Origin of the sequence: Glycomyces sp. NPDC048151, from assembly GCF_043202775.1 — a bacterium.
Taxonomy (GTDB): domain Bacteria; phylum Actinomycetota; class Actinomycetes; order Mycobacteriales; family Micromonosporaceae; genus Glycomyces.
Genome location: NZ_JBIDBB010000006.1, coordinates 188,688 through 209,683 on the forward strand (window position 1 = coordinate 188,688; position 20,996 = coordinate 209,683).

Below are 20,996 nucleotides of genomic sequence, written 5' to 3' on the forward strand. Positions count from 1 at the left end.
TCGACGACATCGAAGGAGCACAGTCATGCCCGTTCCGAACCAGTTCATCGTCTACGTCAGCGACGCCCCCGCGGCGGCGCGCTTCTACGGCGACCTCTTCGACATGAGGCCGGTCTTCGAGACTCCCGGTTTCATCGCGTTCGACCTCGCCTCGGGGGTCCAGCTCGCGCTCTGGAGCCGATCGGAGGTCGATTTGGCCGCGACGGCGGTCCGCACGAGCGAGCTGTGCCTGGCCGTCGACGGCTCGCCCGCGTCGGTCGACGCCCTCTACGAATCGTGGAAGGCCAAGGGGGTGCGGGTGGTCGCGGAACCGACCGATGAGCGCTTCGGCCGCACGTTCGTGGTCGCCGACCCCGACGGCAACCTGATCCGCGTGGCCCCGGTCGACTGACCTGCCAGGGGCGTTGCCGAGGCCGCTCGCACGGCCCCGGCCTCCGGATCAGGCGCGGCGCCTGCGGAGCAGCCACCAGGCGGCCTGGAGGATCACGCCCAGGACGATCGCGCCCATGAGGACGTACAGCAGGACCTCGTCGGCGGCGGCGAGCTTCCCGTCCATGTAGGACGGGGTCCTCCACTGCGGCACTTGGACGCTGATCGCGAAGACCGCGCATGCCAGCGCGGGCGCGCCGTAGGCGATGCGGCGGTTCGGCAGCGGCCGGGCGCTCGCGGCGAGCACCGCCGCGGCGGCGAGGTACGCCGCGGTGAAGCCGATCGGCGCCGTCTCGGTCGGGTCGGCGCCGAGCAGGAAGTACACGGCGGTGACGAACAGCGACAGCAGCATCGCGGCCAGCGCGCCAGCTTCGGCGAGATACGTCCTCACCCTGGGGCGCGGCATCTTCCATGCGGCCCAGAGCAGCCAGGGCGCGGGCAGGGCCAGGACGACGATGCCGAGCGCGGTCTGGACCGGGCCGGGCAGGTCCCCGTCGAGGGCGAGCCAGGCGTAGAGGAGGGCGAACCATCCGACTGGGGTGAGTCCCCAAGCGACGGCGGATGCGGTGCCCCTGGAAGCGTTGTTCTGCTGCGTGGTGTTCATTGGGGCAGTGTCGCAACTGTGCGCAAGCACTCCCCCACTGAAATCGGACAGCGATAGTAGGGTTCCTACAACCAACGGCGCCTTTATGTCTGGTTCGCAGTCGTATTTTCTCGGTCTTCTCCAAACGCCCGAAGGCCGCGGCGGACCGTGCCGGGGTGTTGTGGCACGGTCCGCCGCTGCGCGGGGGTTACCTGGTGAGGAGCGATTCGGAGGCCGGGCGCATGGCCACCTCGACGACTTCGGTGCCGTCCGCTGCGAGCACGGTCGACTCCGTGTCGCCGCCGTAGCCGGGGCCGGGGGTCGGCGGAGCGCCGACTTCCACGGTCACCGGTTCGCCCTCGGCGTCGAGGAGCGGTTCGCCCGAGCTGTCGGCGACGCCGACCGTGTCACCGGCTTCGGGGGTCGCGGCCGGGGCTTCCATGCCGCTGAAGGAGTGGTCGGGCAGGTAGTGCGCGCCCGACCAGACCGCCCCGCCGAACCAGTTGTTGTTCCACACGTAGCCGACGCCGTTCGTGGCGTAGTAGCCCGGCCCGCAGATCGGCTGGCCGATCATCCTGGCCTGGATGGCCAGGTCGGTCGAGGTGGTGTCGTTGTAGACCCAGTCGGTCTGGTCGCACAGGTACCAGTAGGAGCCGAGCCAGACGTACGTCTCGATCTTGGCGCTGATGTAGCCCGGCGGGCGTTCGAGCCCCCACGCGCACGGGTAGCTGCCCGAGGGGGTCCCGAGGACGGTCGAGGCGTCGATGTCGACGCGCGCGTACCCGTTGCCGTCGCCGTGCGAGACCTCGGAGCGGTCGAAGACGCAGAGGTCGTTGCTGCGGTAGGTGAAGGCCTCCTCGTACACGTAGTGCGCGGCCGCCGGGGACGCGCCCAGCAGGACCAGCGCCAGGGCGCCCGCGGCCGCCGCGACCAGCGAGCGCAGGAGCGGGAGTCGGATCCGATCGTTCATCGGTGTCTCCATTTCCCCAGGGCGGGTCGTCGCCCTGGAGCCCCGATCCTCCTGGACCGGGCGCTCCCCCTGCGGCTTCCGAACGAAACCGAACGGCGGGGCCGTCCGAAGGGGAGGGCGGCCGCGGTTGCCAGCGGCGGATATCATCCAGTCGTGCGACGGTCAACGGCCGCGGCCCCAGGAGCGACTGCGGCACTGTGGGACGCGGAAACGCGCGCGATCCAGACGCTCGACGATCTGGCGGCGTTCCTGCGCCGACTGCGGGCCGCGTCCGGCAACACGTCGTTTCGCCGCATCCACGACGCCATCCGCGCCTCCCGCCTAGAGCGCTCCATCCCCGACAGCGCGCCGTCGCTCGCGACCGTCCACGGCCACTTCCAGAACGGCCGGGTCCGCATGAACGCCGACACGGTCCTCGACATCGCCCGCGCCCTCGGCCTCGACACCGCCGGGCTCCGCTCGCTCGCGCAGGCCTGCCACCGCGTGCTCGAACGCGCCAACCGCTCCCTCATCGTCGCGACCCGCGCCGCCGTCCCCGACCCGACCGCGACGTTCACCGGACGCCGGGCCGACCGCGACCGCATCACCGCGCACGTCCGGGCGGCCCGCCGCGACGGCAGCGCCGCCGTCGTCGTCATCGAGGGCATGGCCGGGATCGGCAAGTCCGAACTCGCCTTCCAGGCCGCCCGCGACCTCGCCGACGCCGGGCTCGTCGGGCCCGTCCGGCTCTTCGCCGATCTGCGCGGCTTCGACCCGCTCGAACCGCCCGCCGCCGCCGACGCCGTCGTCCGCGGCTTCCTCGCCCACCTCGGCACGCCGGGCCACCGCATCGACGCCCTCAGTCCCGCGGCGCGGGTGACGCTCCTGCAGGGCGAACTCGCGTCCCGGCAGGCCCTGCTCGTCCTGGACAACGCCGCCAGCGCGGCGCAGCTCGAACCGCTCCTGCCGCGAGGCGGCGACTGCGCGGTCCTGGTGACCAGCCGCCGACGGCTCGGCGACCTCGACGCGACCGTCCACATCGCACTCGGTGCCGTCACCGCCGGCGAGGCCCTCGACCTGCTGGGGCGGCACGACCGGTCCGGCCGCCTCAGCGCCGCTCCCGGTGACGCGATGGCCCTGGTCGAACTGTGCCGGTACCTGCCGCTGGAGCTGGCCGCGGCCGGACGCCAGTTGGAGACCAAGCCCGACTGGCAGCTCGGCGACCACGTCGAACGCCTGCGCCGCATCCCCGCCTACGAGCACAGCGGGCCCGCACTCGCCTTGTCCTACAACAGCCTCCCCGAGGCGGACCAGCGCCTGTTCCGACTCCTCGCGCTCCACCCCGGGAGGCGGTTCACCGCCGATGCCGCCGCGGCCCTGGCGGGCGACGCGACGGACGCGGCGGCGCTCGGCCTGGCCCGGCTCTACGACGAGAGCCTGCTGCTGCGACGCGCCGAGGACACCTACGAGTTCCACGATTCGGTGCGCGCCTTCGCCATGGACCGCGGCAACCGCGAAGACCCCGCCAGCGCGCAGCACGCCGCGGTCGCGAACCTGCTGCGCCACTACCGGCACCGCCTCGAGACCTGCGGTGACGCGGACACCGACTGGATCGGCGCCGAACGCGCGACGCTCCTCGCCTGCGTCCACGTCACCGGCCACGACGGGGACGCCGCAGCGCTCGCGGCGCCGCTCAACCGGGCGCTGCGCCTGCTCGGGCACTACGACGCGGCACGGCTCTGCAACCGGCAGCTCCTGCGGATCGCCGCCCGCTCCGGCGAGCCCGCATGGGAGGCCGACGCCCGCGCGGGGATCGCGGAGATCGACCGCCTGACCGGCAGGTTCCGCACCGCCGCAGCGGGATTCGAGCACGTGCTGCGGCTCCGCCGACGGCTCGGCGACCGCCTCGGCGAGGCCGACGCGCTCCGGGGCCTGGCTCAGGCCGCGTCCAATGACGACTATCCGCTCGCGCGCGAGCGGTACCGCGCCGCGCTCGACATTCACCGGCGGCTCGAAAACCCCGTCGGCGAGGCCGAAGCGCTGTGGGGCCTCGCCGAGATCGCCATGTCCGTGGGCGACCTCGACACGGCGGCCGCCCACGCCGAGAAGGTCGCCGCGATATGCGCGGGCATCGGCAACCGCGTCGGCGAGGCCTACGGCCTGCGGGCCCTCGGCGACGTGGCCGCCCGGCGGGGCGAGATCGAGGAGGCGACGCGGCGGTACCGGCAGGCGCTGCACCTGTGCCGACAGGTCGGCAACACCCGCGGGAGCGCCTACGCCCTGCGAGGGCTGGCCGGGGCGGCCCTGCTCGGCGGCGACGCCGACCGCTCCGAACGGCTCTACCGGCGCGCGCTCGCGAGCTGCCGCCGCATCGGCGACATCTCCGGGGAGGCCGACGCGCGGCGCGGCCTCGCCGAGACCGCGCTGGCCCGCGGCGCCCTCGCCGCCGCCGCAGCCGAATTCGCGCCCGCGCTGGCGATCTACCGCGAGACCGCGGACCGGGCGGGCGAGGCGCACTGCCTCGCGGGCCTGGGCCACATCGCTTGGCGCGCAAAGCGTCGCGCGCCCGCCGGTCGCCACTGGAGCCAGGCCCTGCAACTGGCCGAACGCGGCGGCCTGCCGCTGGCGACCGAGCTGCGCGAGGCGCTCGCGGGCGCCGGTTTCACCGAACCCCTCTAGGGCGACAGCGCTGCGTGCGAGGGCCGCGCGGTAGCAACCGAGGCCTTTCGCGAGTCGGCCCGCCAAGAGCGCCAGGGCGATCTACCGGGGACTGCGGCGTGCGCTCGTTCCGCTCTGCGCGGCCTCCTGGACCGGAGAAGCCTCTTACCGCTTCGTGACCGAACCGGAATCCTTCCCGCTTGACAATCGCCCGAATCGCGAAGCACTATGGTTCGTGTTGATTGTTTACGTAAACATTTTATTCTTGGTTGAAGGAGTGTCCGTGACCGCAATCGCCGAGACGCCCGCGTCACCGGCGGCGAGCCCCCTCCCGCGCCGCCGCCGCAGGGGGCGGCGCTGGACCGGGTGGCTGTTCGTCGGTCCGTTCATAGCCGTGTTCGCGCTGGTCTTCCTCGCACCGATCGCCTACTCGCTGTACCTCTCGGTGTTCCGCACCCAGATGGTCGGCGGCACCAGGTTCGTCGGCCTGGAGAACTACACGCGGGCGCTGCAGGACGGCCAGTTCTGGGACGGCCTCGGCCGGGTCAGCCTCTTCCTGGTGGTCCAGGTGCCGATTATGCTCGGCATCGCCCTGCTCGTGGCCCTCGCGATCGACAGCGGACGCCTGTGGGGCCGGAGCTTCTTCAGGGTCGCCGTCTTCATGCCGTACGCGGTCCCCGCAGTCGTGGCGACCCTCATGTGGGGCTTCATGTACGGCACGCGGTTCGGCCTCGTGGCCAACCTCAACGACGCGTTCGGCGTCAAACTGCCGAACCCCCTCTCCCCCGACCTCGTCCTGGCCTCGATCGGCAACATCGTGACCTGGGAGTTCGTGGGCTACAACATGCTCATCTTCTACGCGGCGCTGCGCGTCGTCCCCCACTCCCTCTACGAGGCAGCGGCGATCGACGGCGCCGGGGAGTGGCGCGTCATCACCGCGATCAAGCTGCCCGCGATCCGCGGCGCCCTGGTCGTCGCCACGATCTTCTCCATCATCGGCAGCTACCAGCTGTTCAACGAGCCGACAATCCTGCAATCGCTGGCGCCCAACGCCATCACGACCTCGTTCACACCCAACCTGTACGCCTACTCGCTCTCGTTCTCCGGGCAGCAGTACAACTACTCCGCGACGGTCGCCATCATCATGGGCCTGGTCACCATGGCGGTCGCCTACGCGGTCCAGCTGCGCGGCATGCGCAAGGAGCAGTGACCATGACGACCCCGACCCAGAAACGCCCGCCGCGCCTGCGCGCACAGCACCGCTCCCTGACCCGGCCCCGGCGCAGCCCGCTGCTCACGGCGCTGACGCTCATCGTGCTGGTGTACTCGCTGGCCCCGCTGGCCTGGCTGTTCATCAACGCCACCAAGACCCAGGCCGACCTGTTCGACTCTTTCGGACTGTGGTTCGGCGGCGACTTCGCCTTGTGGGACAACATCAAGCAGACCCTCGCCTACGACGACGGCGTCTTCGGGCGCTGGTTCGCCAACACGGTGCTGTACGTGGTGGCGGGCGCGGGAGGGGCGACGTTCCTCGCCGTCCTCGGCGGGTACGCCCTGGCGAAGTTCGACTTCCCGGGCAGGCGCGGCGTGTTCGCCCTCGTCATCGGGGCCGTGGCCGTACCGGGGACGGCGCTGGCCGTGCCGACGTTCCTCATGTTCAGCCAGATGGGCCTGACGAACACGCCGTGGGCGGTCATCATCCCGTCCCTGATCTCGCCCTTCGGGCTGTACCTGATGTGGGTGTTCGCCGCCGAGTCGATCCCCACCGAGCTGCTCGAGGCCGCGCGCATGGACGGCGCCGGGGAGTTCCGCACGTTCTTCCAGATCAGCCTGCCGCTCCTGGCCCCCGGAACCGTGACCGTGCTGCTGTTCACCACCGTCGCGACCTGGAACAACTACTTCCTGCCGCTGATCATGCTGCGCGACTCGGACTGGTTCCCGCTCACGCTCGGCCTCAACGCCTGGAACTCCCAGGCCTCGACCGCCGGAGGCGAGGCGATCTTCAACCTCGTCATCACCGGCTCCCTGCTGACCATCCTGCCGCTCCTGGCGGCGTTCCTCCTGCTCCAGCGCTACTGGCAATCGGGCCTGACGCTCGGGAGCGTGAAGGAGTGACCGGTCCGCAACCACAGACCGAAGGCGGCGCCTCCTGCGCCGCCCACCCATCACACGATGAAGTGAGAGAGCAATGAGCACACGATCGCGCCGCGCCTTGAGCGGCACCGCTGTCGCCGGGCTGCTGGCCCTGGGGCTGACCGCCTGCGGCGGCGGGTCCGAGGACGCGGGCCCCGTCGACACCGCGGCGGCCCTCGAAGAGGGCGGGGAGATCACCGTCTGGGCCTGGGAGCCCACGCTCGAGGCCGTCGTCGAGGACTTCGAGGCGAAGTACCCGAACGTGACGGTCAACCTCGAGAACGTCGGCACCAGCAACGACCAGTACACGGCGCTGCAGAACGCGATCTCCGCCGGGGACGGCGTGCCCGACGTCGCGCAGATCGAGTACTACGCCGTGCCGCAGTTCGCGATCTCCGAGTCGCTCACCGATCTCGGCCCGCTCGGAGCGTCCGAACTGGACGGCACCTTCAGCACCGGCCCGTGGGACTCGGTCCACAGCGGCGAAGGCCTCTACGGCCTGCCGATGGACTCGGGACCGATGGCGCTGTTCTACAACCAGGAGGTGTTCGACCGCCTCGGCGTCGCCGTGCCGACCACCTGGGACGAGTACCTCGAGGCCGCCCGCGCGATCCACGCGGCCGACCCGAACGCCTACATCGCCAACGACATCGGCGACGCGGGCTTCGCCACCAGCATGATCTGGCAGGCCGGCGGCCAGCCCTACCAGGTGGACGGCACCGAGGTCGGCATCGACTTCGGCGACGAGGGCACGAAGGCCTTCACCACCATGTGGCAGCAGCTGATCGACGAAGGGCTCCTCGCCCCCGTCGGCTCCTGGAGCGACGAGTGGTACCAGGGCCTCGGCAGCGGCACCATCGCCTCGCTCACCATCGGCGCCTGGATGCCCGCCAACCTGGAGTCCGGCGTGCCGCAGGGCTCCGGCGCCTGGCGCGTGGCCGAGATGCCGCAGTGGGAGGCCGGCGCCCACGCCACCTCCGAGAACGGCGGATCGTCGCTGGCCGTGCCCGCGGCGAGCGGGAACAGCGCCCTGGCCTACGCGTTCACCGAGTACGCCACCACCGGCGAGGGCGCCCAGACCCGAGTGGACGGCGGCGCCTTCCCGGCGACCACCGAGCAGCTCGAGTCGGCGGAGTTCCGCGCCAAGGAGTTCCCGTACTTCGGCGGGCAGAAGGTCAACGAGATCCTCGCCGACTCGGCGGCGAACGTCGTCACGGACTGGCAGTACCTGCCGTTCCAGGTCTACGCGAACTCGATCTTCAACGACACGGTCGGGCAGGCGTACGTCAGCGACACTACCCTCGACGACGGCCTGGCCGCCTGGCAGGAGCAGTGCACCGCGTACGGCTCCGACCAGGGCTTCACCATGGGCTAGCCCCTCACTGCGCACGACCGGGCTCCGCCCGGCCCCCTCGTGGACCGGGGAGGCCGGGCGGAGCCGTGCCGACCGAGTCCGAACCTCCCACCACCGTTTGGAGACCTCATGCCGACATTCGAGATCGGCGAGCGGGACTTCCTGCTCGACGACCGCCCGCACCAAGTGATCAGCGGCGCGCTGCACTACTTCCGGGTCCACCCCGACCTCTGGGCCGATCGCATCCGCAAGGCGAAGCTGATGGGCCTCAACACGGTCGAGACCTACGTCCCGTGGAACTTCCACGCCCCCGGACCCGACGAGTTCGACCTCACCGGTCGGCGCGACCTCGGCCGGTTCCTCGACCTCGTCGCGGACGCGGGCATGCACGCGATCGTGCGCCCCGGTCCGTACATCTGCGCGGAATGGGACGGCGGCGGCCTGCCCGCCTGGCTCTCCGCCGAACCCGGCGTCGGCATGCGCCGCCACGAACCGCGCTTCATGGCCGCGGTCGGGGACTACCTCGCACGGCTGCTGCCGGTCGTGGCCGAACGCCAGGTCACCCGCGGCGGGCCGGTCCTCATGGTCCAGATCGAGAACGAGTACGGCGCGTACGGCGACGACCCGGCCTCCGAACGAGAGCGCTACCTCCGCGCGCTGGTCGCGATCACCCGCGCGCAGGGCATCGACGTCCCGCTGTTCACCTGCGACCAGGCCGACGACCTGATGCTCTCCCGCGGCGGCCTCCCCGAGCTGCACAAGACCGCCACGTTCGGCTCCCGCAGCACCGAGCGGCTGGCGACGCTCCGGCGGCACCAGCCCACCGGGCCGCTGATGTGCATGGAGTTCTGGAACGGGTGGTTCGACTCCTGGGGCATGGAGCACCACCTCGCCCCCGCCGAGGCGAACGCGCGCGACCTCGACGAGCTGCTCGCCGCGGGCGGCTCGGTGAACCTCTACATGTTCCACGGCGGCACCAACTTCGGATTGACGAACGGCGCCAACGACAAGGGGCTCTACCGCCCGATCGCGACCTCGTACGACTACGACGCGCCGCTGTCCGAGCACGGCGAGGCCACCGAGAAGTACCACGCGATGCGCTCAGTGATCAACAAGCACGCCCCGGTACCGGACGAGCTGCCCGAGCCGCCCGCGCCCGCACCGGCCTTCGACGTGGCGCTCACCGAGCAGCTGCCCCTCGGCGAGGCCGCCGAGCTGCTTGCGCCGATGTCCGCCTACGACCACGTCCCGACCATGGACGAGATGCGGCAGTGGTCCGGCTTCGCGCGCTACCGCACTGAGGTGCGGGCCGACGACGCCGTGCTCGTCGTCGACGAGATCCGCGACCGCGCCGTGGTGACGCTCGACGGCGAACCCGTCGGCGTCCTGGACCGGGGGACGCACACCCGCACGGTCGCGCTGCCGAACCGGGACGGCCTGCTCGAGATCCTCGTCGAGGACCAGGGCCGGGTCAACTACGGGCCGCGCATCGGCGAACCGAAGGGACTCATCGGGACCGTGCGGACGGCGGTGCGCGAGCTCACCGCATGGGAGGCGGCTCCGCTCGCGATCGAGCGCGCCCCCGAACTCCTGGCGTCCCGGCCCTGGCGGGACGGCCCCTCCGGGGCACCGCTGGCCGGACCGGTCCTCGCCCGCGGCGTCTTCGACACGGTCGCCGGAGCCGACCACCACCTGCGGCTCGCGGGCTGGACGAAGGGCCTCGCGTGGGTCAACGGCGAGCTCCTCGGCCGCTACTGGAGCGCGGGTCCGACCCGGACGCTGTACGTGCCGGGTCCGCTGCTGCGTGAGCGCGGCAACGAACTCGTGCTGCTGGAGCTCCACGGCGCGGCGTCGCGGACGGCCGGGTTCGTCGCCGCTCCTGATCTGGGGGTCACCGCGCTCTGAGCCGTACCCGCCGACGTGAACGGCTTCCGGCGCCTGAACGGGCTGTATCCTCAAGGATCGGATCCCAGGCGACGGCAGAAGAGAGCGTTTTCATGGATGACGGTGAGGCCGCGGGGAGGCGCGCGCGGTCCAAGTCGAAGCCTTCGATGCTCGACGTGGCGGCCCTCGCGGGCGTCTCCTCCCAGACCGTCTCGCGGGTCTCGATGGGCGCGACCAATGTGCGCCCCTCGACCCGCGACAAGGTCCTCGCCGCGATGTCCGAGCTCGGATACTCCCCCAACTCGGCCGCCCGGGCGCTGCGCTACGGCACGTTCCAGACCATCGGCGTCATCACCCACAAGTTCAGCCGCACCGGCGAGTCCCGGACCGTCGAGGCGATCGTCGAGGCCGCCCGCACCGCGCAGTACACCGTGACCCTGGTCGACGTGGAGAGCCCCGTGTCGACCGAGGTCTCCGACGCCGTCACCAGGCTCTCCAACCAGTCCATCGACGGTCTGGTGATCATCAGGGCCGAGTCGGTGACCCCGGCGATGCTCACCATCCCGGCCGGGCTGCCGGTGGTGGTCTCGGACTCGCGCTTCGTCGGCCACCATCCGGCCGTCGGCGCGGACCAGTTCGGGGGCTCGCGGCGCGCCACCGAGCACCTGCTCGGCCTCGGGCACCGGACCGTCCACCATGTCGCCGGGCCCGACAGCTCCGGCCCCTCGCAACTGCGCATCGACGGCTGGCGCGCCGGGCTCGAAGCGGCCGGGCGACCCGCGCCGCCGGTCCTGCGGGGCGACTGGACGAGCCGGTCCGGCTACGAGGCCGGGAAGCTCATCGCCCGCGACCCCGACGCGACGGCGGTGTACTGCGCGAACGACGAGATGGCGATCGGCGTCATGCACGCCCTGCACGAGGCGGGCCGCCGGATCCCCGCCGACGTCTCGGTCGTGGGCTTCGACGACATCGCCCTCGCGGCCCACTCCTGGCCTCCGCTCACGACCGTGCGCCAGGACTTCGCCGCGATCGGCGACCGCCTCATCGAACTGCTCCTGCGGCAGATCCGCGACGGCGACCGGCTCGAGGACGTGCACGAGACCGTCCCGGTCGAGCTCGTCGTGCGCGAGAGCACCGCTCCTCCCGGCATCTGAAGGGACGGCCGCACCGGTTCGCGACCGGGAGCCGCGGTGTCCCGCGACCCCCGGCCTCCAGTGCGGCGGTCAGACGGTCCACTGCTGGTTGGGGCCGCCCCAGCAGTCCCACTGCACGAGCGGGGCCGCGTCCGCGGTGGAGGAGCCGTTCACGTCGAGGCACTTGCCCGAGTACCGCGAGACGAGCTCGACGTGGCCGCCGTCGGTCTCGCGCAGCTCCCACTGCTGGTTGTACTGGCCGTTGCACGGCCACTGGATGACCCTGGCCCCGTTGGCGGTCGACTCGTCGGCCAGGTCGACGCACTTGCCCGAGCGGGCCGAGACGATCTGGTAGTAGCCGTCCCAGGTGGGCTGGAGCCGCCAGCCCTGGCCGTCGCCGCCGTCGCAGGCGTTCTGGACGAGGGCCGCGCCGTCCGCGGTCGAGCCCTCGGCGACGTCGACGCACTTGCCCGAGTTCCGGGAGACGATCGGCGTCTGCTCCCCGACCTGGCCGGTGACCACGCCGGTCGCGGTGTCGATCGAGATCCGCGGGTACCAGTCCAGCGCGACCGAGGTGTCGGAGGTGAACCGCAGCGGCAGCCACACGTAGCCCGATTCGTTCGGCGTACCGCCCCAGGCGCCCGCCCAGCGGTCGCCCATGTACATGTAGGAGGTCGTCTCGGAGCCGGTCACCTCCAGCACGTTCGTGGTCTGGGAGTCGTACCCGTTCCAGGTGCCGATGTCCTGCCAGCCGCTCCAGTTCCCGGTCGGGAAGTCGGTGGTCGTGGCGTACCGCTGCTGGTTCGGGCTCCATCCGGTCAGGCCCGAGGTCATGAGGAAGTACACGCCGTTGCGCTTGAAGACCGCCGGGGACTCCCGGTAGCTCCAGGGGAACGAGTGCACCAGCTCCTCAACGCCGAGGTAGTCGTCGGTGAGGCGGTAGATGTTCAGGTCCGCGTTCTCGTTCGCCGCCGAGAGCAGGTAGGCGCTCCCGTCGTCGTCGACGTAGACGGTCAGGTCCCGCGACATGTGGCCCAGGGGCCGGAAGGAGCCCTGGTAGGTGTAGTCGCCGTCGATGGTGTCGGAGACGGCCACGGTCACCTCGGCGTCGCCGTAGTGGACCCCGTTCTCCTTGTGCGCCCACATGACGTAGTGGTCGTACTCGGCGTTGTAGACGACCTTGGGCCGTTCGAGGTTCGCCGGGTCGAGGTCGGGATGCGAGTCCTTGGTGAGGATGTCGTTGGCGTGGGTCCAGTTGACCAGGTCGGTCGACTTGTACATGGAGACCGCCTCGAACAGGTGGCCGCCGTCGATGCGCTGCTCGCCGACCATGTAGTAGTAGTCGCCCTCCTTGATCACCCCGGCGCCGTGGGCGTGCATCGGGTCGCCGCCGGTGGTGGTGACCGGGCCGCCGTTCTCGAAGACGAGGGGTGCCGCCTGGGCGGGCGACCCGCCGGTGATCGCCGTGGCGAACGCCAGCACGGCGGCGAGCCCTGTGCTCGCGGCCGTCCTCCTGAATCGTGTCCTGCTGTTCATGACTGTCCTTTTCGGTATGACCCTGAGGGGTCGTTCTCGGGCGCGGACGGGCCGTCCGCGCCGGTGCCGCAGGTCGGTCTCGGGGCCGCTGCCGGGCGGCCCCGCGTTCAGACGAGCTCCTCCCAGGCCACGCGCGCGGCCTGAGCTCCTGCGAGGCGCCCCAACTGGAGTGCGACCACGTCCTTGATCTGGCGAAGGGCCGCATGGTGTTCGGCGCTCGCGAGCAGGGCGATCGCCTCGGATTCGACGCACACGAGGAGTTCGCCGCAGCCGAATTCGAGCCCGTATCCGCCGGGGAGGGTACGCACGCTCGCCTGGCGACCGCACTGCTCCACCAGGCGGTCGGCCTGGACTCCCGCGCCGAAGAGGGGGATCCGGGCGGCCGAGGTCGGCCTTCCGGCGGCGTTCGGGGATCTCGCGATCATGGTGACCTGTTCCTGTGCGACGCATAGGTTTACTTCTGATAAGTGACGTTGAAATTTGTTAATGTTTACGTCACCATTTCGAAGCATCGCACCTCCTCGAACATCATGTCAAGGTTTCCTCCGCGTAAACCTGCTCGGCAAACGCATGCATTTTCACTGCCCTGCCGCTGGTCAGGGCATGCGAAGAGGGACCGTCGCGGTGACGGTCCCTCTTGTCGGCAGCGGTTCAGGCGCGCTCGGGCTCCCAGAAGATGTCCGTGACCGGGTGGGCCGCGACGTGCCGCGCGAAGGCCCGGACGAGCTCGGACTCCCGCGCGGCCGACCAGACCAGGGCCACCTCGCAGACGGGTGCGTCCTCGAGCGGCAGGTAGACGAGGTCGTCGCTCCGGCGGTACCTGGCGAAGTCGGTGACGATCGGCCCGATGCCCTTGCCCGCGGCGACGAGAGCGAATCCGGCGTCGATGGTGTCGACGCGAAGCCTGCGCTCGATCGGACGCCCTGACGGCGTCTGCCGCGGCAGGTAGTGGTCGACGAAGTCGTCCTTCGCTGAAGTGGTGACGACCGTGTGGTCCGCGAAATCCTCGTAGGAGGCGACGCCCTTCGCGACCAGCGGATGCCCCTTGCCGACCACCATGAGCATCCTGTCGCGGGTGATGACCGGCCCGACCACCAGGCCCGGCTCGAGCACCGGCAGCTGCACCGCGAGCACGTCGACGCGCTGCTCGTGCAGCGGCCGCAGCTGGTCGGCGATCTCGGCCTGGAGCAGCACGCGGCAGTCCGCGCCCGGGTGCGCCTGCGCGAACGACTCCGCGAGCGAGGTCAGGAGCTGGCCGCTCGTCGGCCCTATGAACCCGAGCCGCAGCAGCCCGGAGGTCCCCCGCCCGGCCTCCTTCGCGACGCGGACCGCTTCCTGCACGGCCTCGTGGGCTGGGGCGAGGTTGCGTCGCAGCAGCTCGCCGATCTCGGTGAGCGTCACGCCCCGGCTCGTGCGCTCGAAGAGCGGCGCCCCGATATGGCGCTCGGTCTTCTGGACCAACTGCGTGACGCGGGCCGGCGACAGGCGCAGGCGCGCCGCGGTCCTGCTGAAGTGCAACTCCTCGCACAAGGCGAGGAACACCTCGATCTCCTGTCGCTCCATCGCCCACGGCCTCCGTCGTTCACCTGAACTGAAAGAAGATTCATCCGGATTGAACGATATCCGACTCCCTCTCCAGCGCCGCCTCAACCGCCGCGGCGACGGCCCCGGTCACCGGAGGCGGTTCAGCCACGTTGAACAACCGTTCGCGTTTTCGCCATTGCCGCAGGGGCCTCCTCTCGCAGATCATGGCGGGTACCAGCCCGAACAGCGGCCGTCAGGGGCCGCGCCAGACCGGTGTCATCGCCATGACAGCGCCACGACAGGTCGGGCGGGAAATCTAGAGGCACGGCGGAAGCCAGCGCTCCGCGAAACCACCCAGTGAAGGATGAACCGATGTCCACAACGCTTGCTCCCTGGTCCGGCATGGTCCCCGTCGAGGACACCGCGCTCTACGTCACCGACACCGGCGGCGAAGGGATTCCCGTCATCTACTGCAACGGCCAGTTCGCCACGATCGGCTACTGGAAGAACGTCCTCGACGAACTCGGCTCGGACTTCCGCCACATCAACTTCGACGAGCGCGCCCGCGGCAAGAAGTCGCTGAAGTCCGCCGACTACTCCTTCGAAGCCTGCATGCGCGACATCGACGCCGTCCTCGAAGCCCGCGGCGTCACCGGGAAGGTCCTCATCGTCGGCTGGTCCTACGGCGCGTTCCTGGCCGCGACCTGGGCCAGCCGCAACCCCGAACGCTGCATCGGCGCGGTCCCGGTCGAAGGCGCCGAGCCCCACGACTGGCTCGACGACGCCATGGAGATCCGCATCCGCAAGCTCTTCAAGCGCCTCGCCCCTGTTACCGCGATCCTGCGCCCCACCGGCCTGACCCCGAAGCTCAGCGCTTCGCAGCAGGCCGAGTGCAACATCGAGCTGGGCAAGATCTCGCGCAAGGCCAACCTCGGCCCGGTCCTGGACGCGATCACCGTCCCCACCCGGTACGTGCTCGCCTCCGGGGTCTCCTTGGGCTCCAAGGGCGACGAGCAGGAGAAGATCCGCGCCGCCATGGGCGAAGTCGTCGAGCGCAACCCCAACATCAAGGTCTTCGCGAAGGTCGCCTCCAACCACGACTGGATCCTCAAGAAGGACTTCAAAGCCGTCGCCGACGCCGTCCGCGAAGTCGCCGAACTCGGCGACACCGGCCGGTAAGCCCACGCTCCCGGTGCTGCCGCGGCCCCGGGACGGCGGGTCAGCTGCCCTCGGCATCCGAGTGCGGGACGGGTCGGCCGGTCGGCGCGTACTCGATGAGGAGGATGCGGTCGTCGAGGACTCGCTGGTCCACCAGATCCAGCTCGGCCTCTTCGACTCCCTCCAGCATCGCCTCCCGACCGCCCGGTCCGACCAGCAGCGGGAAGACCATGAGCCTGAGGCGGTCGACCAGCCCGGCGTTGAGCAGCTGCCTGACCACCGACAGGCTCCCCATGGTGCGCAGGGGCGTCTCGGCCGTCGCTTTGAGTCCGCGGACGGACTCGGCCAGGTCACCGGACTCGACGGTGGCACCCGGCCAGGCGGCGCTGGGCAGCGTCCGGGAGAACACGGTGACCGGCAGCCGCGTCATCCGCGCGTAGCCCTCGTCCCGGGCCTCCTCCGGCACCGAGTCCAGGGCTTCGTAGGTGCGGCGTCCCATCAGGACGTGCTGCGGACGAGCCGACTCGTCTTCGATCCAACGCTGCAGGTCGGGGCCGAAATAGCCGAAGTAGCCAGGTGAACGCTCCCCCCGGGCCCAGCCGTCGGCCGACACGAACAGGTCGGCGGTGAGTGTCGCGGCTTCCATTGATGTCCCTCTCGTCTGCGGTACGGATCGGCCCGGGCCCGCCGCCCCTCGGAGCCGTCCGACTCCGAGCCAGGCGTGGACCGGGTAAAGGTGTAGACGCCGTGAGCGGTGCCGATTCATCGCTCACGGACAAGGTTGCACACAGGAGACGATCGCGGCGGGCCATCGACGATGTGTCGGAGCCGGGCTCCACGGGTATTCGCCGTTCGACAGGTGAAGCGCTGACGCTCGCCGCGACCGACGAAGGAGCAATGCCTTGAGCACCATCACCGAATCAGTCGACGTGCACGTCCCCGTCTCGCGGGTCTACAACCAGTGGACGCAGTTCGAGTCGTTCCCCGCCTTCATGGACGGAGTCGAGAACGTCCGCCAGCTCGACGACACCCACACGCACTGGGTCACCAGAGTGGGCGGCGCGACCCGCGAATTCGACGCGACCATCACCGAGCAGCACCCGGACGAGCGCGTGGCATGGCGCTCCATCAACGGGCCCACGCACGCCGGGGTGATCACGTTCCATCGCATCGACGACGCCACCACGCGGGTCACCGCCCAGATGGACATCGACCCCGACGGCTTCGCCGAGGAGGCGGCCGACAAGCTCGGCGTCATCGACCGCAAGGTCAAGGGCGACATGCGCCGCTTCAAGGCGTTCATCGAAGAGCGCGGCGCCGAGACCGGGGGCTGGCGCGGCGACATCGACCCGCCCGGAACCCTCTGACCCGAGCGGACGAACCGGCGGGGGGGGGGGGGGGGGGGGGCCCCCCCCCCCCCCCCGCCCCCCCCCCCCCCCCCCCCCCCCCGGGGGGGGGGGGGGGGGGGCCCGCCCCCCCCCCCCACCCCGCCGTCTGCGACCGGGACGACCCGCCGCGGAAGGGACCGGACGGCGCCGGGCGGGCGCCGTCCGGAAGGGCGCGGTCAGAACGCGGCGTCGAACGTCGGGGCCGCGAAGGCCGTCAAGGCGAACGCGGCGGCCAGCAGCGCGAGGCCCACGCCGCGCGAGCGGCGGGACGAGTGCGGCAGCGCCGCGGCGACGAGCAGGACGATCGCGATGAGATAGAACAGGGCTTGGAATACGGCCATGATGGACTCCAAACGATTGGGCGGAAGGCCGCCGGACCACTCGCGTCGCGGTCGCGTTGCGAGCGTCGGCCTCTCTCCAGCGTACGACCAGAATGGATGGATATCCAGAGGCGATTTCATGTTTAGAATCCATCTGAGCTGGAACAACATTCACCGGCCCAGTGTCGGCGTGCCGCAAGTTGGGCGATTGGCAGGATCGCCTCCGCAGCCCTTGTAACGTCAAGCGGAAACGTCTTTGAGGAGCCGACGATGCGCCCCACGACGCAGCGACTCCTGATCGCCGCCACGCAGGTGCTCGCGCTGGCCGTGTGGTTCTCGGTCTCCGCGGTGGTCCCCAGCCTCCGGCACGATCTGAGCTTCAGCGACGCCGCCGCGGTCTGGCTGACCGGCACCGTGCAGCTCGGATTCGTCACAGGCGCGCTCACCGCGACCGTGCTCAACCTCTCGGACCGCATGCGGCCCAACGTCCTCCTCGGGATCAGCGCCGTCCTCGCCGCGGCGTGTACCGCCGCGGTCGCGCAGCTCACCGACGGCTTCACCGCCATCCTCGTGCTGCGGTTCCTCACGGGCGTGTTCCTCGCGGGCGTGTACCCCACGGGGATGAAGCTCATGGCCTCCTGGGCGCCGTCGGCCGGGAGGGGCGCGTGGATGGGGGTGCTCATCGGCGCGCTCACGCTCGGTTCGGCGCTCCCGCACCTGATCGGAGGGCTCGTGGCGCTGCCGTGGCGGGGCGTCCTCCTCGCCACGGCGGGCATCGGCATCGTGGGGGCGCTCCTCGCGTTCGGGCTCGTCCGCAGCGGACCGCACCTCGCCTCCGGGCCGGTCCGGCTGCATCCGCGGTACGCGCTGTCGATGTTCGCCGAGCGCGGCCCCCGCCTGGTCAACCTCGGCTACTTCGGCCACATGTGGGAGCTCTACGCACTGTGGACCTGGATCCCGGTCTTCGTCCTGCACGCCCCCGCGGTCGGCGAGTTCAACGGCCGCGAACAGGTCGTGGTCTTCATCGCCATGGGGGTGCTCGGCTTCGCGGGGTGCGTGGCGGGCGGGCTCGCCGCCGACCGGTTCGGACGGGCCCGGGCGGCGGGCACCGCACTCGCCGTGAGCGGGACGTGCTGTGCGCTGTCACCGCTGGCCTTCACCGCTCCCGCACCGGTCCTGGCGGTCTTCTGCGGCGTCTGGGGCGCCTCGGTCATCGCCGACTCGGGCGTGTTCTCCACCGCCCTCTCCGAAGTGGCCGACCGCCGCTTCGTGGGCACCGCCCTCAGCGCGCAGACCGCGATCGGATTCGGGTTGACCGTGGCGAGCATCCAGTTCGTCGCGGTCCTGGCCGCGTTCACGGGCTGGCAGTACGCCTTCCTGCTGCTCGTGCCGGGGCCGCTGGTGGGGACGATCGCCATGGCCCGCTTCGCTAAGGTCGCCGCGACGCGACCGGCCGGTCCGTGAGCCGGGGTCGCAGGCCGCGGTGCCGCCGCTCGCGCGAGCGTTCTGGGCCGCAACGGGTCCGGGTCGGGGGTAGCGCTGCAAACCGTCCAGTCGGTATGCTGTCGTGGACTGAGCGGACGTGACGACGAGGAGGTCGCCGTGCGGATCACCGGAGCCGTGCTGGAGCGGTGCGGCGCGCCCGCGCCCTACGCGGAGTCGCTGCCGATCACCGTGGGGCCCTTGGAGCTCGACGAGCCCGGGTCCGGCGAGCTGCTGGTGCGCATCGAAGCCGCCGGACTGTGCCACTCCGACCTTTCCGTCGTGGACGGCAGCCGGGTGCGGCCCGTGCCGATGCTGCTGGGCCATGAGGCCGCCGGAATCGTCGAGGCGGCCGGGCCCGGCACCGCGACCGCCATCGGGACGCGGGTCGTGCTCACCTTCCTGCCGCGCTGCGGGAGCTGCGAGGCGTGCGGCACCGGCGGGCGGCTCCCCTGCGCGGTCGGCAGTGCCGCGAACGCCGCCGGGACCCTGGTCGGCGGCGCAGTGCGGATCGGTCGCGACGGGGAACGCGTCCGCCACCACCTCGGGGTGAGCGCCTTCGCCACGCACGCCGTGGTCAGCGAGCGCTCGGTGGTCGCGGTCGATGCCGACGTGCCGCCCGACATCGCCGCGCTCCTGGGCTGCGCGGTGCTCACCGGCGGCGGTGCGGTCGTCAACGCGGGCACACCGAACGCGGGTGAGACGGTGGTCGTCGTCGGTCTCGGCGGCGTCGGCATGGCGGCGCTGCTCGTGGCGCAGGCGTTGGGCCACAAGGTGGTCGGCGTCGACACCGTCCCGGCGAAGCTCGACCTGGCGCGCTCGCTCGGGGCCGAGGCCCGCTCCCCCGGCGAGGTCGGCGACCTGCGGGCGCCCGTGGTCGTCGAGGCCGCCGGTTCGGCGCGGGCGTTCGAGACCGCGTTCGCGCTCACCGCGCCCGGCGGCACCACGGTCACCGTGGGCCTGCCGCACCCCGACGCGCGCGCCGCGGTCTCCCCGCTGCTCCTCACCGCCGAGGCCCGCACCGTCGTCGGCTCCTACCTCGGCTCGGCCGTGCCGGGCGAGGACGTCCCCCGCTACGCCGACCTGTGGCGCGCCGGGCGGCTCCCGCTCGACCGGCTCGTCTCCGGCAGGATCGGCCTCGACGGCCTCCCGGCCGCCCTGGACCGCCTCGCCGCCGGTGCGGCGCTGCGCCAGCTCATCGTCTTCTGACCCGCCTACTGAAAGGGTGCGCAATGACCTCTAGGACCGCCATCGTCACCGGCGCGGCACGCGGCATCGGGGCCGCCACCGCCCGGCGGCTCGCCGCCGACGGACACGCCGTCGCCGTACTCGACCTCGCCGAGGAGCAGGCGGCCGCCACCGCCGCAGCGATCAACGCCAAGGGCGGCAAGGCCATCGGCGTCGGCGCGGACGTCGCCGACGAGGCCGCCGCCGCGGCCGCCGTCGAGCGCGTCGCCGCCGAACTCGGCGCGCCGCAGATCCTCGTGAACAACGCCGGGATCCTCCGCGACAACCTGCTGTTCAAGATGAGCGCTTCGGACTGGGACGCGGTGCTCGGCGTCCACCTGCGGGGCGCGTTCCTCATGAGCCGCGCCGTCCAGTCGTCCATGGTGGACGCGGGGTGGGGCCGGATCGTCAACCTCTCCAGCACCTCCGCGCTCGGCAACCGCGGCCAGGCGAACTACGCCGCCGCGAAGGCCGGCATGCAGGGCCTCACCAAGACGCTCGCGATCGAGCTGGGCCGCTTCGGGATCACCGCGAACGCCGTCGCGCCCGGGTTCATCGAGACCGAGATGACGAGGGCCACCGCCGAGCGCATCGGCGTCCCGTTCGAGGACTTCCTCGCCCACGCCGCGAAGGAGGCCCCGGTCGGCCGGGTCGGCCAGCCCGAGGACGTGGCCGCCGCGGTCGCCTACTTCTGCTCCGAGGACGCCGGGTTCGTCTCCGGCCAGGTCCTGTACGTGGCGGGAGGACCCAAGGCATGAGCGGCCCGATCACCGCGGCCTCGCCCGCGGATCTCCAGAACGCGCTGGGCGCCAAGGCGACCGGCGATTGGTTCGCGGTCGGGCAGGACCGCATCGACGCGTTCGCCGACGCCACCGGCGACCACCAGTGGATCCACACCGACCCCGAACGGGCCGCCGCCGGGCCCTTCGGCGGCCCGATCGCCCACGGGTACCTCACGCTCTCGCTCCTCCCCCGGCTCCTCCAGGGGCTCGTCGCGATCGGCAGGCTCGCCATGTCCGTCAACTACGGGCTCGACCGGCTCCGGTTCCTCCAGCCGGTCCCGGCCGGGTCCCGCGTCCGGGCGGTCGTCGAACTCGCCTCCGCCGAGGCCACCGGGCGCGGCGTGCGCGCCGGATACGACGTGACCGTGGAGATCGAGGGCGCCGCCAAGCCCGCGCTGGTCGCCAGGACCATCACGCTCTACGTCCCCGAGTAGGGACGCCGAAGCGGCGCGGGCC

20 protein-coding genes are annotated in these 20,996 nt (G+C 71.4%); 13 read left to right on the forward strand and 7 right to left on the reverse strand.

Going from position 1 to position 20,996, the window contains the following annotated elements:
* Positions 1 to 25: 25 nt before the first annotated feature.
* Positions 26 to 391 carry a VOC family protein gene (locus tag ACGGCP_RS16005; protein WP_392966726.1) on the forward strand — a complete coding sequence of 122 codons (366 nt, stop codon included), beginning with the start codon at positions 26 to 28 and terminating at the stop codon, positions 389 to 391.
* A 48-nt stretch (positions 392 to 439) separates the two neighbouring features.
* Here the strand turns inward: ACGGCP_RS16005 and ACGGCP_RS16010 are convergent, their stop codons facing one another.
* Both ACGGCP_RS16010 and ACGGCP_RS16015 read right to left on the reverse strand, forming a co-directional pair.
* Entirely contained in the window at positions 440 to 1,033 is a 594-nt protein-coding gene (locus tag ACGGCP_RS16010; protein ID WP_392966728.1) for a hypothetical protein, read from the reverse strand.
* A 187-nt stretch (positions 1,034 to 1,220) separates the two neighbouring features.
* The gene (locus ACGGCP_RS16015; protein WP_392966729.1) at positions 1,221 to 1,982 is read right to left on the reverse strand and encodes a hypothetical protein; all 762 of its coding nucleotides are present in this window, start codon (positions 1,980 to 1,982) and stop codon (positions 1,221 to 1,223) included.
* Between the two features lie 153 nt (positions 1,983 to 2,135).
* Here ACGGCP_RS16015 and ACGGCP_RS16020 point away from each other — a divergent pair, with 153 nt between their 5' ends.
* The 6 genes from ACGGCP_RS16020 to ACGGCP_RS16045 all read left to right on the forward strand — a co-directional run bounded on the left by ACGGCP_RS16020 (position 2,136) and on the right by ACGGCP_RS16045 (position 11,144).
* Positions 2,136 to 4,640, forward strand: a complete 2,505-nt coding sequence (locus ACGGCP_RS16020; RefSeq protein ID WP_392966731.1) for a tetratricopeptide repeat protein — start codon at positions 2,136 to 2,138, stop codon at positions 4,638 to 4,640.
* Between the two features lie 271 nt (positions 4,641 to 4,911).
* Positions 4,912 to 5,829 carry a carbohydrate ABC transporter permease gene (locus ACGGCP_RS16025; protein ID WP_392967277.1) on the forward strand — a complete coding sequence of 306 codons (918 nt, stop codon included), beginning with the start codon at positions 4,912 to 4,914 and terminating at the stop codon, positions 5,827 to 5,829.
* Between the two features lie 2 nt (positions 5,830 to 5,831).
* Positions 5,832 to 6,734, forward strand: coding sequence for a carbohydrate ABC transporter permease (locus ACGGCP_RS16030; protein ID WP_392966733.1), 903 nt, complete (start codon positions 5,832 to 5,834; stop codon positions 6,732 to 6,734).
* 73 nt (positions 6,735 to 6,807) lie between these two features.
* Positions 6,808 to 8,127 carry an ABC transporter substrate-binding protein gene (locus ACGGCP_RS16035; protein ID WP_392966735.1) on the forward strand — a complete coding sequence of 440 codons (1,320 nt, stop codon included), beginning with the start codon at positions 6,808 to 6,810 and terminating at the stop codon, positions 8,125 to 8,127.
* Between the two features lie 108 nt (positions 8,128 to 8,235).
* A complete protein-coding gene (locus ACGGCP_RS16040; RefSeq protein ID WP_392966737.1) occupies positions 8,236 to 10,011 on the forward strand; it encodes a beta-galactosidase family protein in 1,776 nt (591 codons plus the stop codon).
* A gap of 92 nt (positions 10,012 to 10,103) precedes the next feature.
* Positions 10,104 to 11,144 carry a LacI family DNA-binding transcriptional regulator gene (locus tag ACGGCP_RS16045; RefSeq protein ID WP_392966738.1) on the forward strand — a complete coding sequence of 347 codons (1,041 nt, stop codon included), beginning with the start codon at positions 10,104 to 10,106 and terminating at the stop codon, positions 11,142 to 11,144.
* Positions 11,145 to 11,213: 69 nt separating this feature from the next.
* Here ACGGCP_RS16045 and ACGGCP_RS16050 read toward each other — a convergent pair whose 3' ends face one another.
* The 3 genes from ACGGCP_RS16050 to ACGGCP_RS16060 form a co-directional block, all read right to left on the reverse strand.
* Positions 11,214 to 12,659: an RICIN domain-containing protein gene (locus ACGGCP_RS16050; protein WP_392966740.1), complete on the reverse strand. Its 1,446-nt coding sequence runs from the start codon at positions 12,657 to 12,659 to the stop codon at positions 11,214 to 11,216.
* 107 nt (positions 12,660 to 12,766) lie between these two features.
* A complete protein-coding gene (locus ACGGCP_RS16055) occupies positions 12,767 to 13,084 on the reverse strand; it encodes a hypothetical protein (RefSeq protein WP_392966742.1) in 318 nt (105 codons plus the stop codon).
* A gap of 226 nt (positions 13,085 to 13,310) precedes the next feature.
* A complete protein-coding gene (locus ACGGCP_RS16060) occupies positions 13,311 to 14,222 on the reverse strand; it encodes a LysR family transcriptional regulator (RefSeq protein ID WP_392966743.1) in 912 nt (303 codons plus the stop codon).
* A 333-nt stretch (positions 14,223 to 14,555) separates the two neighbouring features.
* On the opposite strand from ACGGCP_RS16060, the gene ACGGCP_RS16065 reads away from it, so the two are divergent.
* Positions 14,556 to 15,362 carry an alpha/beta fold hydrolase gene (locus ACGGCP_RS16065; protein WP_392966745.1) on the forward strand — a complete coding sequence of 269 codons (807 nt, stop codon included), beginning with the start codon at positions 14,556 to 14,558 and terminating at the stop codon, positions 15,360 to 15,362.
* 40 nt (positions 15,363 to 15,402) lie between these two features.
* Here the strand turns inward: ACGGCP_RS16065 and ACGGCP_RS16070 are convergent, their stop codons facing one another.
* Positions 15,403 to 15,987, reverse strand: coding sequence for a dihydrofolate reductase family protein (locus tag ACGGCP_RS16070; RefSeq protein ID WP_392966747.1), 585 nt, complete (start codon positions 15,985 to 15,987; stop codon positions 15,403 to 15,405).
* A gap of 256 nt (positions 15,988 to 16,243) precedes the next feature.
* On the opposite strand from ACGGCP_RS16070, the gene ACGGCP_RS16075 reads away from it, so the two are divergent.
* Positions 16,244 to 16,708 (forward strand): SRPBCC family protein, encoded by a 465-nt coding sequence (locus ACGGCP_RS16075; RefSeq protein ID WP_392966749.1) that lies wholly within the window; start codon positions 16,244 to 16,246, stop codon positions 16,706 to 16,708.
* A 197-nt stretch (positions 16,709 to 16,905) separates the two neighbouring features.
* On the opposite strand, the gene ACGGCP_RS16080 is transcribed toward ACGGCP_RS16075, so the two are convergent.
* Positions 16,906 to 17,070 carry a hypothetical protein gene (locus ACGGCP_RS16080; RefSeq protein WP_392966751.1) on the reverse strand — a complete coding sequence of 55 codons (165 nt, stop codon included), beginning with the start codon at positions 17,068 to 17,070 and terminating at the stop codon, positions 16,906 to 16,908.
* Between the two features lie 249 nt (positions 17,071 to 17,319).
* Here ACGGCP_RS16080 and ACGGCP_RS16085 point away from each other — a divergent pair, with 249 nt between their 5' ends.
* The 4 genes from ACGGCP_RS16085 (at position 17,320) to ACGGCP_RS16100 (ending at position 20,974) form a co-directional block, all read left to right on the forward strand.
* Positions 17,320 to 18,513, forward strand: coding sequence for an MFS transporter (locus ACGGCP_RS16085; RefSeq protein WP_392966753.1), 1,194 nt, complete (start codon positions 17,320 to 17,322; stop codon positions 18,511 to 18,513).
* Positions 18,514 to 18,651: 138 nt separating this feature from the next.
* Positions 18,652 to 19,740, forward strand: coding sequence for an alcohol dehydrogenase catalytic domain-containing protein (locus tag ACGGCP_RS16090; protein WP_392966755.1), 1,089 nt, complete (start codon positions 18,652 to 18,654; stop codon positions 19,738 to 19,740).
* Between the two features lie 23 nt (positions 19,741 to 19,763).
* Positions 19,764 to 20,516, forward strand: a complete 753-nt coding sequence (fabG, locus tag ACGGCP_RS16095) for a 3-oxoacyl-ACP reductase FabG (protein ID WP_392966757.1) — start codon at positions 19,764 to 19,766, stop codon at positions 20,514 to 20,516.
* Positions 20,513 to 20,974 carry a MaoC family dehydratase gene (locus ACGGCP_RS16100; protein WP_392966759.1) on the forward strand — a complete coding sequence of 154 codons (462 nt, stop codon included), beginning with the start codon at positions 20,513 to 20,515 and terminating at the stop codon, positions 20,972 to 20,974. Before fabG ends, ACGGCP_RS16100 begins: the two co-directional genes overlap by 4 nt.
* The last annotated feature ends 22 nt before the right edge of the window (positions 20,975 to 20,996 follow it).

Coding starts and splice junctions, on each gene's coding strand:
- ACGGCP_RS16005 (WP_392966726.1), top strand. CDS start 26: ATGCCCGTTCCGAACCAGTTCATCGTCTACGTCAGCGACGCCCCCGCG.
- ACGGCP_RS16010 (WP_392966728.1), bottom strand. CDS start 1,033: ATGAACACCACGCAGCAGAACAACGCTTCCAGGGGCACCGCATCCGCC.
- ACGGCP_RS16015 (WP_392966729.1), bottom strand. CDS start 1,982: ATGAACGATCGGATCCGACTCCCGCTCCTGCGCTCGCTGGTCGCGGCG.
- ACGGCP_RS16030 (WP_392966733.1), top strand. CDS start 5,832: ATGACGACCCCGACCCAGAAACGCCCGCCGCGCCTGCGCGCACAGCAC.
- ACGGCP_RS16035 (WP_392966735.1), top strand. CDS start 6,808: ATGAGCACACGATCGCGCCGCGCCTTGAGCGGCACCGCTGTCGCCGGG.
- ACGGCP_RS16040 (WP_392966737.1), top strand. CDS start 8,236: ATGCCGACATTCGAGATCGGCGAGCGGGACTTCCTGCTCGACGACCGC.
- ACGGCP_RS16045 (WP_392966738.1), top strand. CDS start 10,104: ATGGATGACGGTGAGGCCGCGGGGAGGCGCGCGCGGTCCAAGTCGAAG.
- ACGGCP_RS16050 (WP_392966740.1), bottom strand. CDS start 12,659: ATGAACAGCAGGACACGATTCAGGAGGACGGCCGCGAGCACAGGGCTC.
- ACGGCP_RS16055 (WP_392966742.1), bottom strand. CDS start 13,084: ATGATCGCGAGATCCCCGAACGCCGCCGGAAGGCCGACCTCGGCCGCC.
- ACGGCP_RS16060 (WP_392966743.1), bottom strand. CDS start 14,222: ATGGAGCGACAGGAGATCGAGGTGTTCCTCGCCTTGTGCGAGGAGTTG.
- ACGGCP_RS16065 (WP_392966745.1), top strand. CDS start 14,556: ATGTCCACAACGCTTGCTCCCTGGTCCGGCATGGTCCCCGTCGAGGAC.
- ACGGCP_RS16070 (WP_392966747.1), bottom strand. CDS start 15,987: ATGGAAGCCGCGACACTCACCGCCGACCTGTTCGTGTCGGCCGACGGC.
- ACGGCP_RS16080 (WP_392966751.1), bottom strand. CDS start 17,070: ATGGCCGTATTCCAAGCCCTGTTCTATCTCATCGCGATCGTCCTGCTC.
- ACGGCP_RS16085 (WP_392966753.1), top strand. CDS start 17,320: ATGCGCCCCACGACGCAGCGACTCCTGATCGCCGCCACGCAGGTGCTC.
- fabG (WP_392966757.1), top strand. CDS start 19,764: ATGACCTCTAGGACCGCCATCGTCACCGGCGCGGCACGCGGCATCGGG.
- ACGGCP_RS16100 (WP_392966759.1), top strand. CDS start 20,513: ATGAGCGGCCCGATCACCGCGGCCTCGCCCGCGGATCTCCAGAACGCG.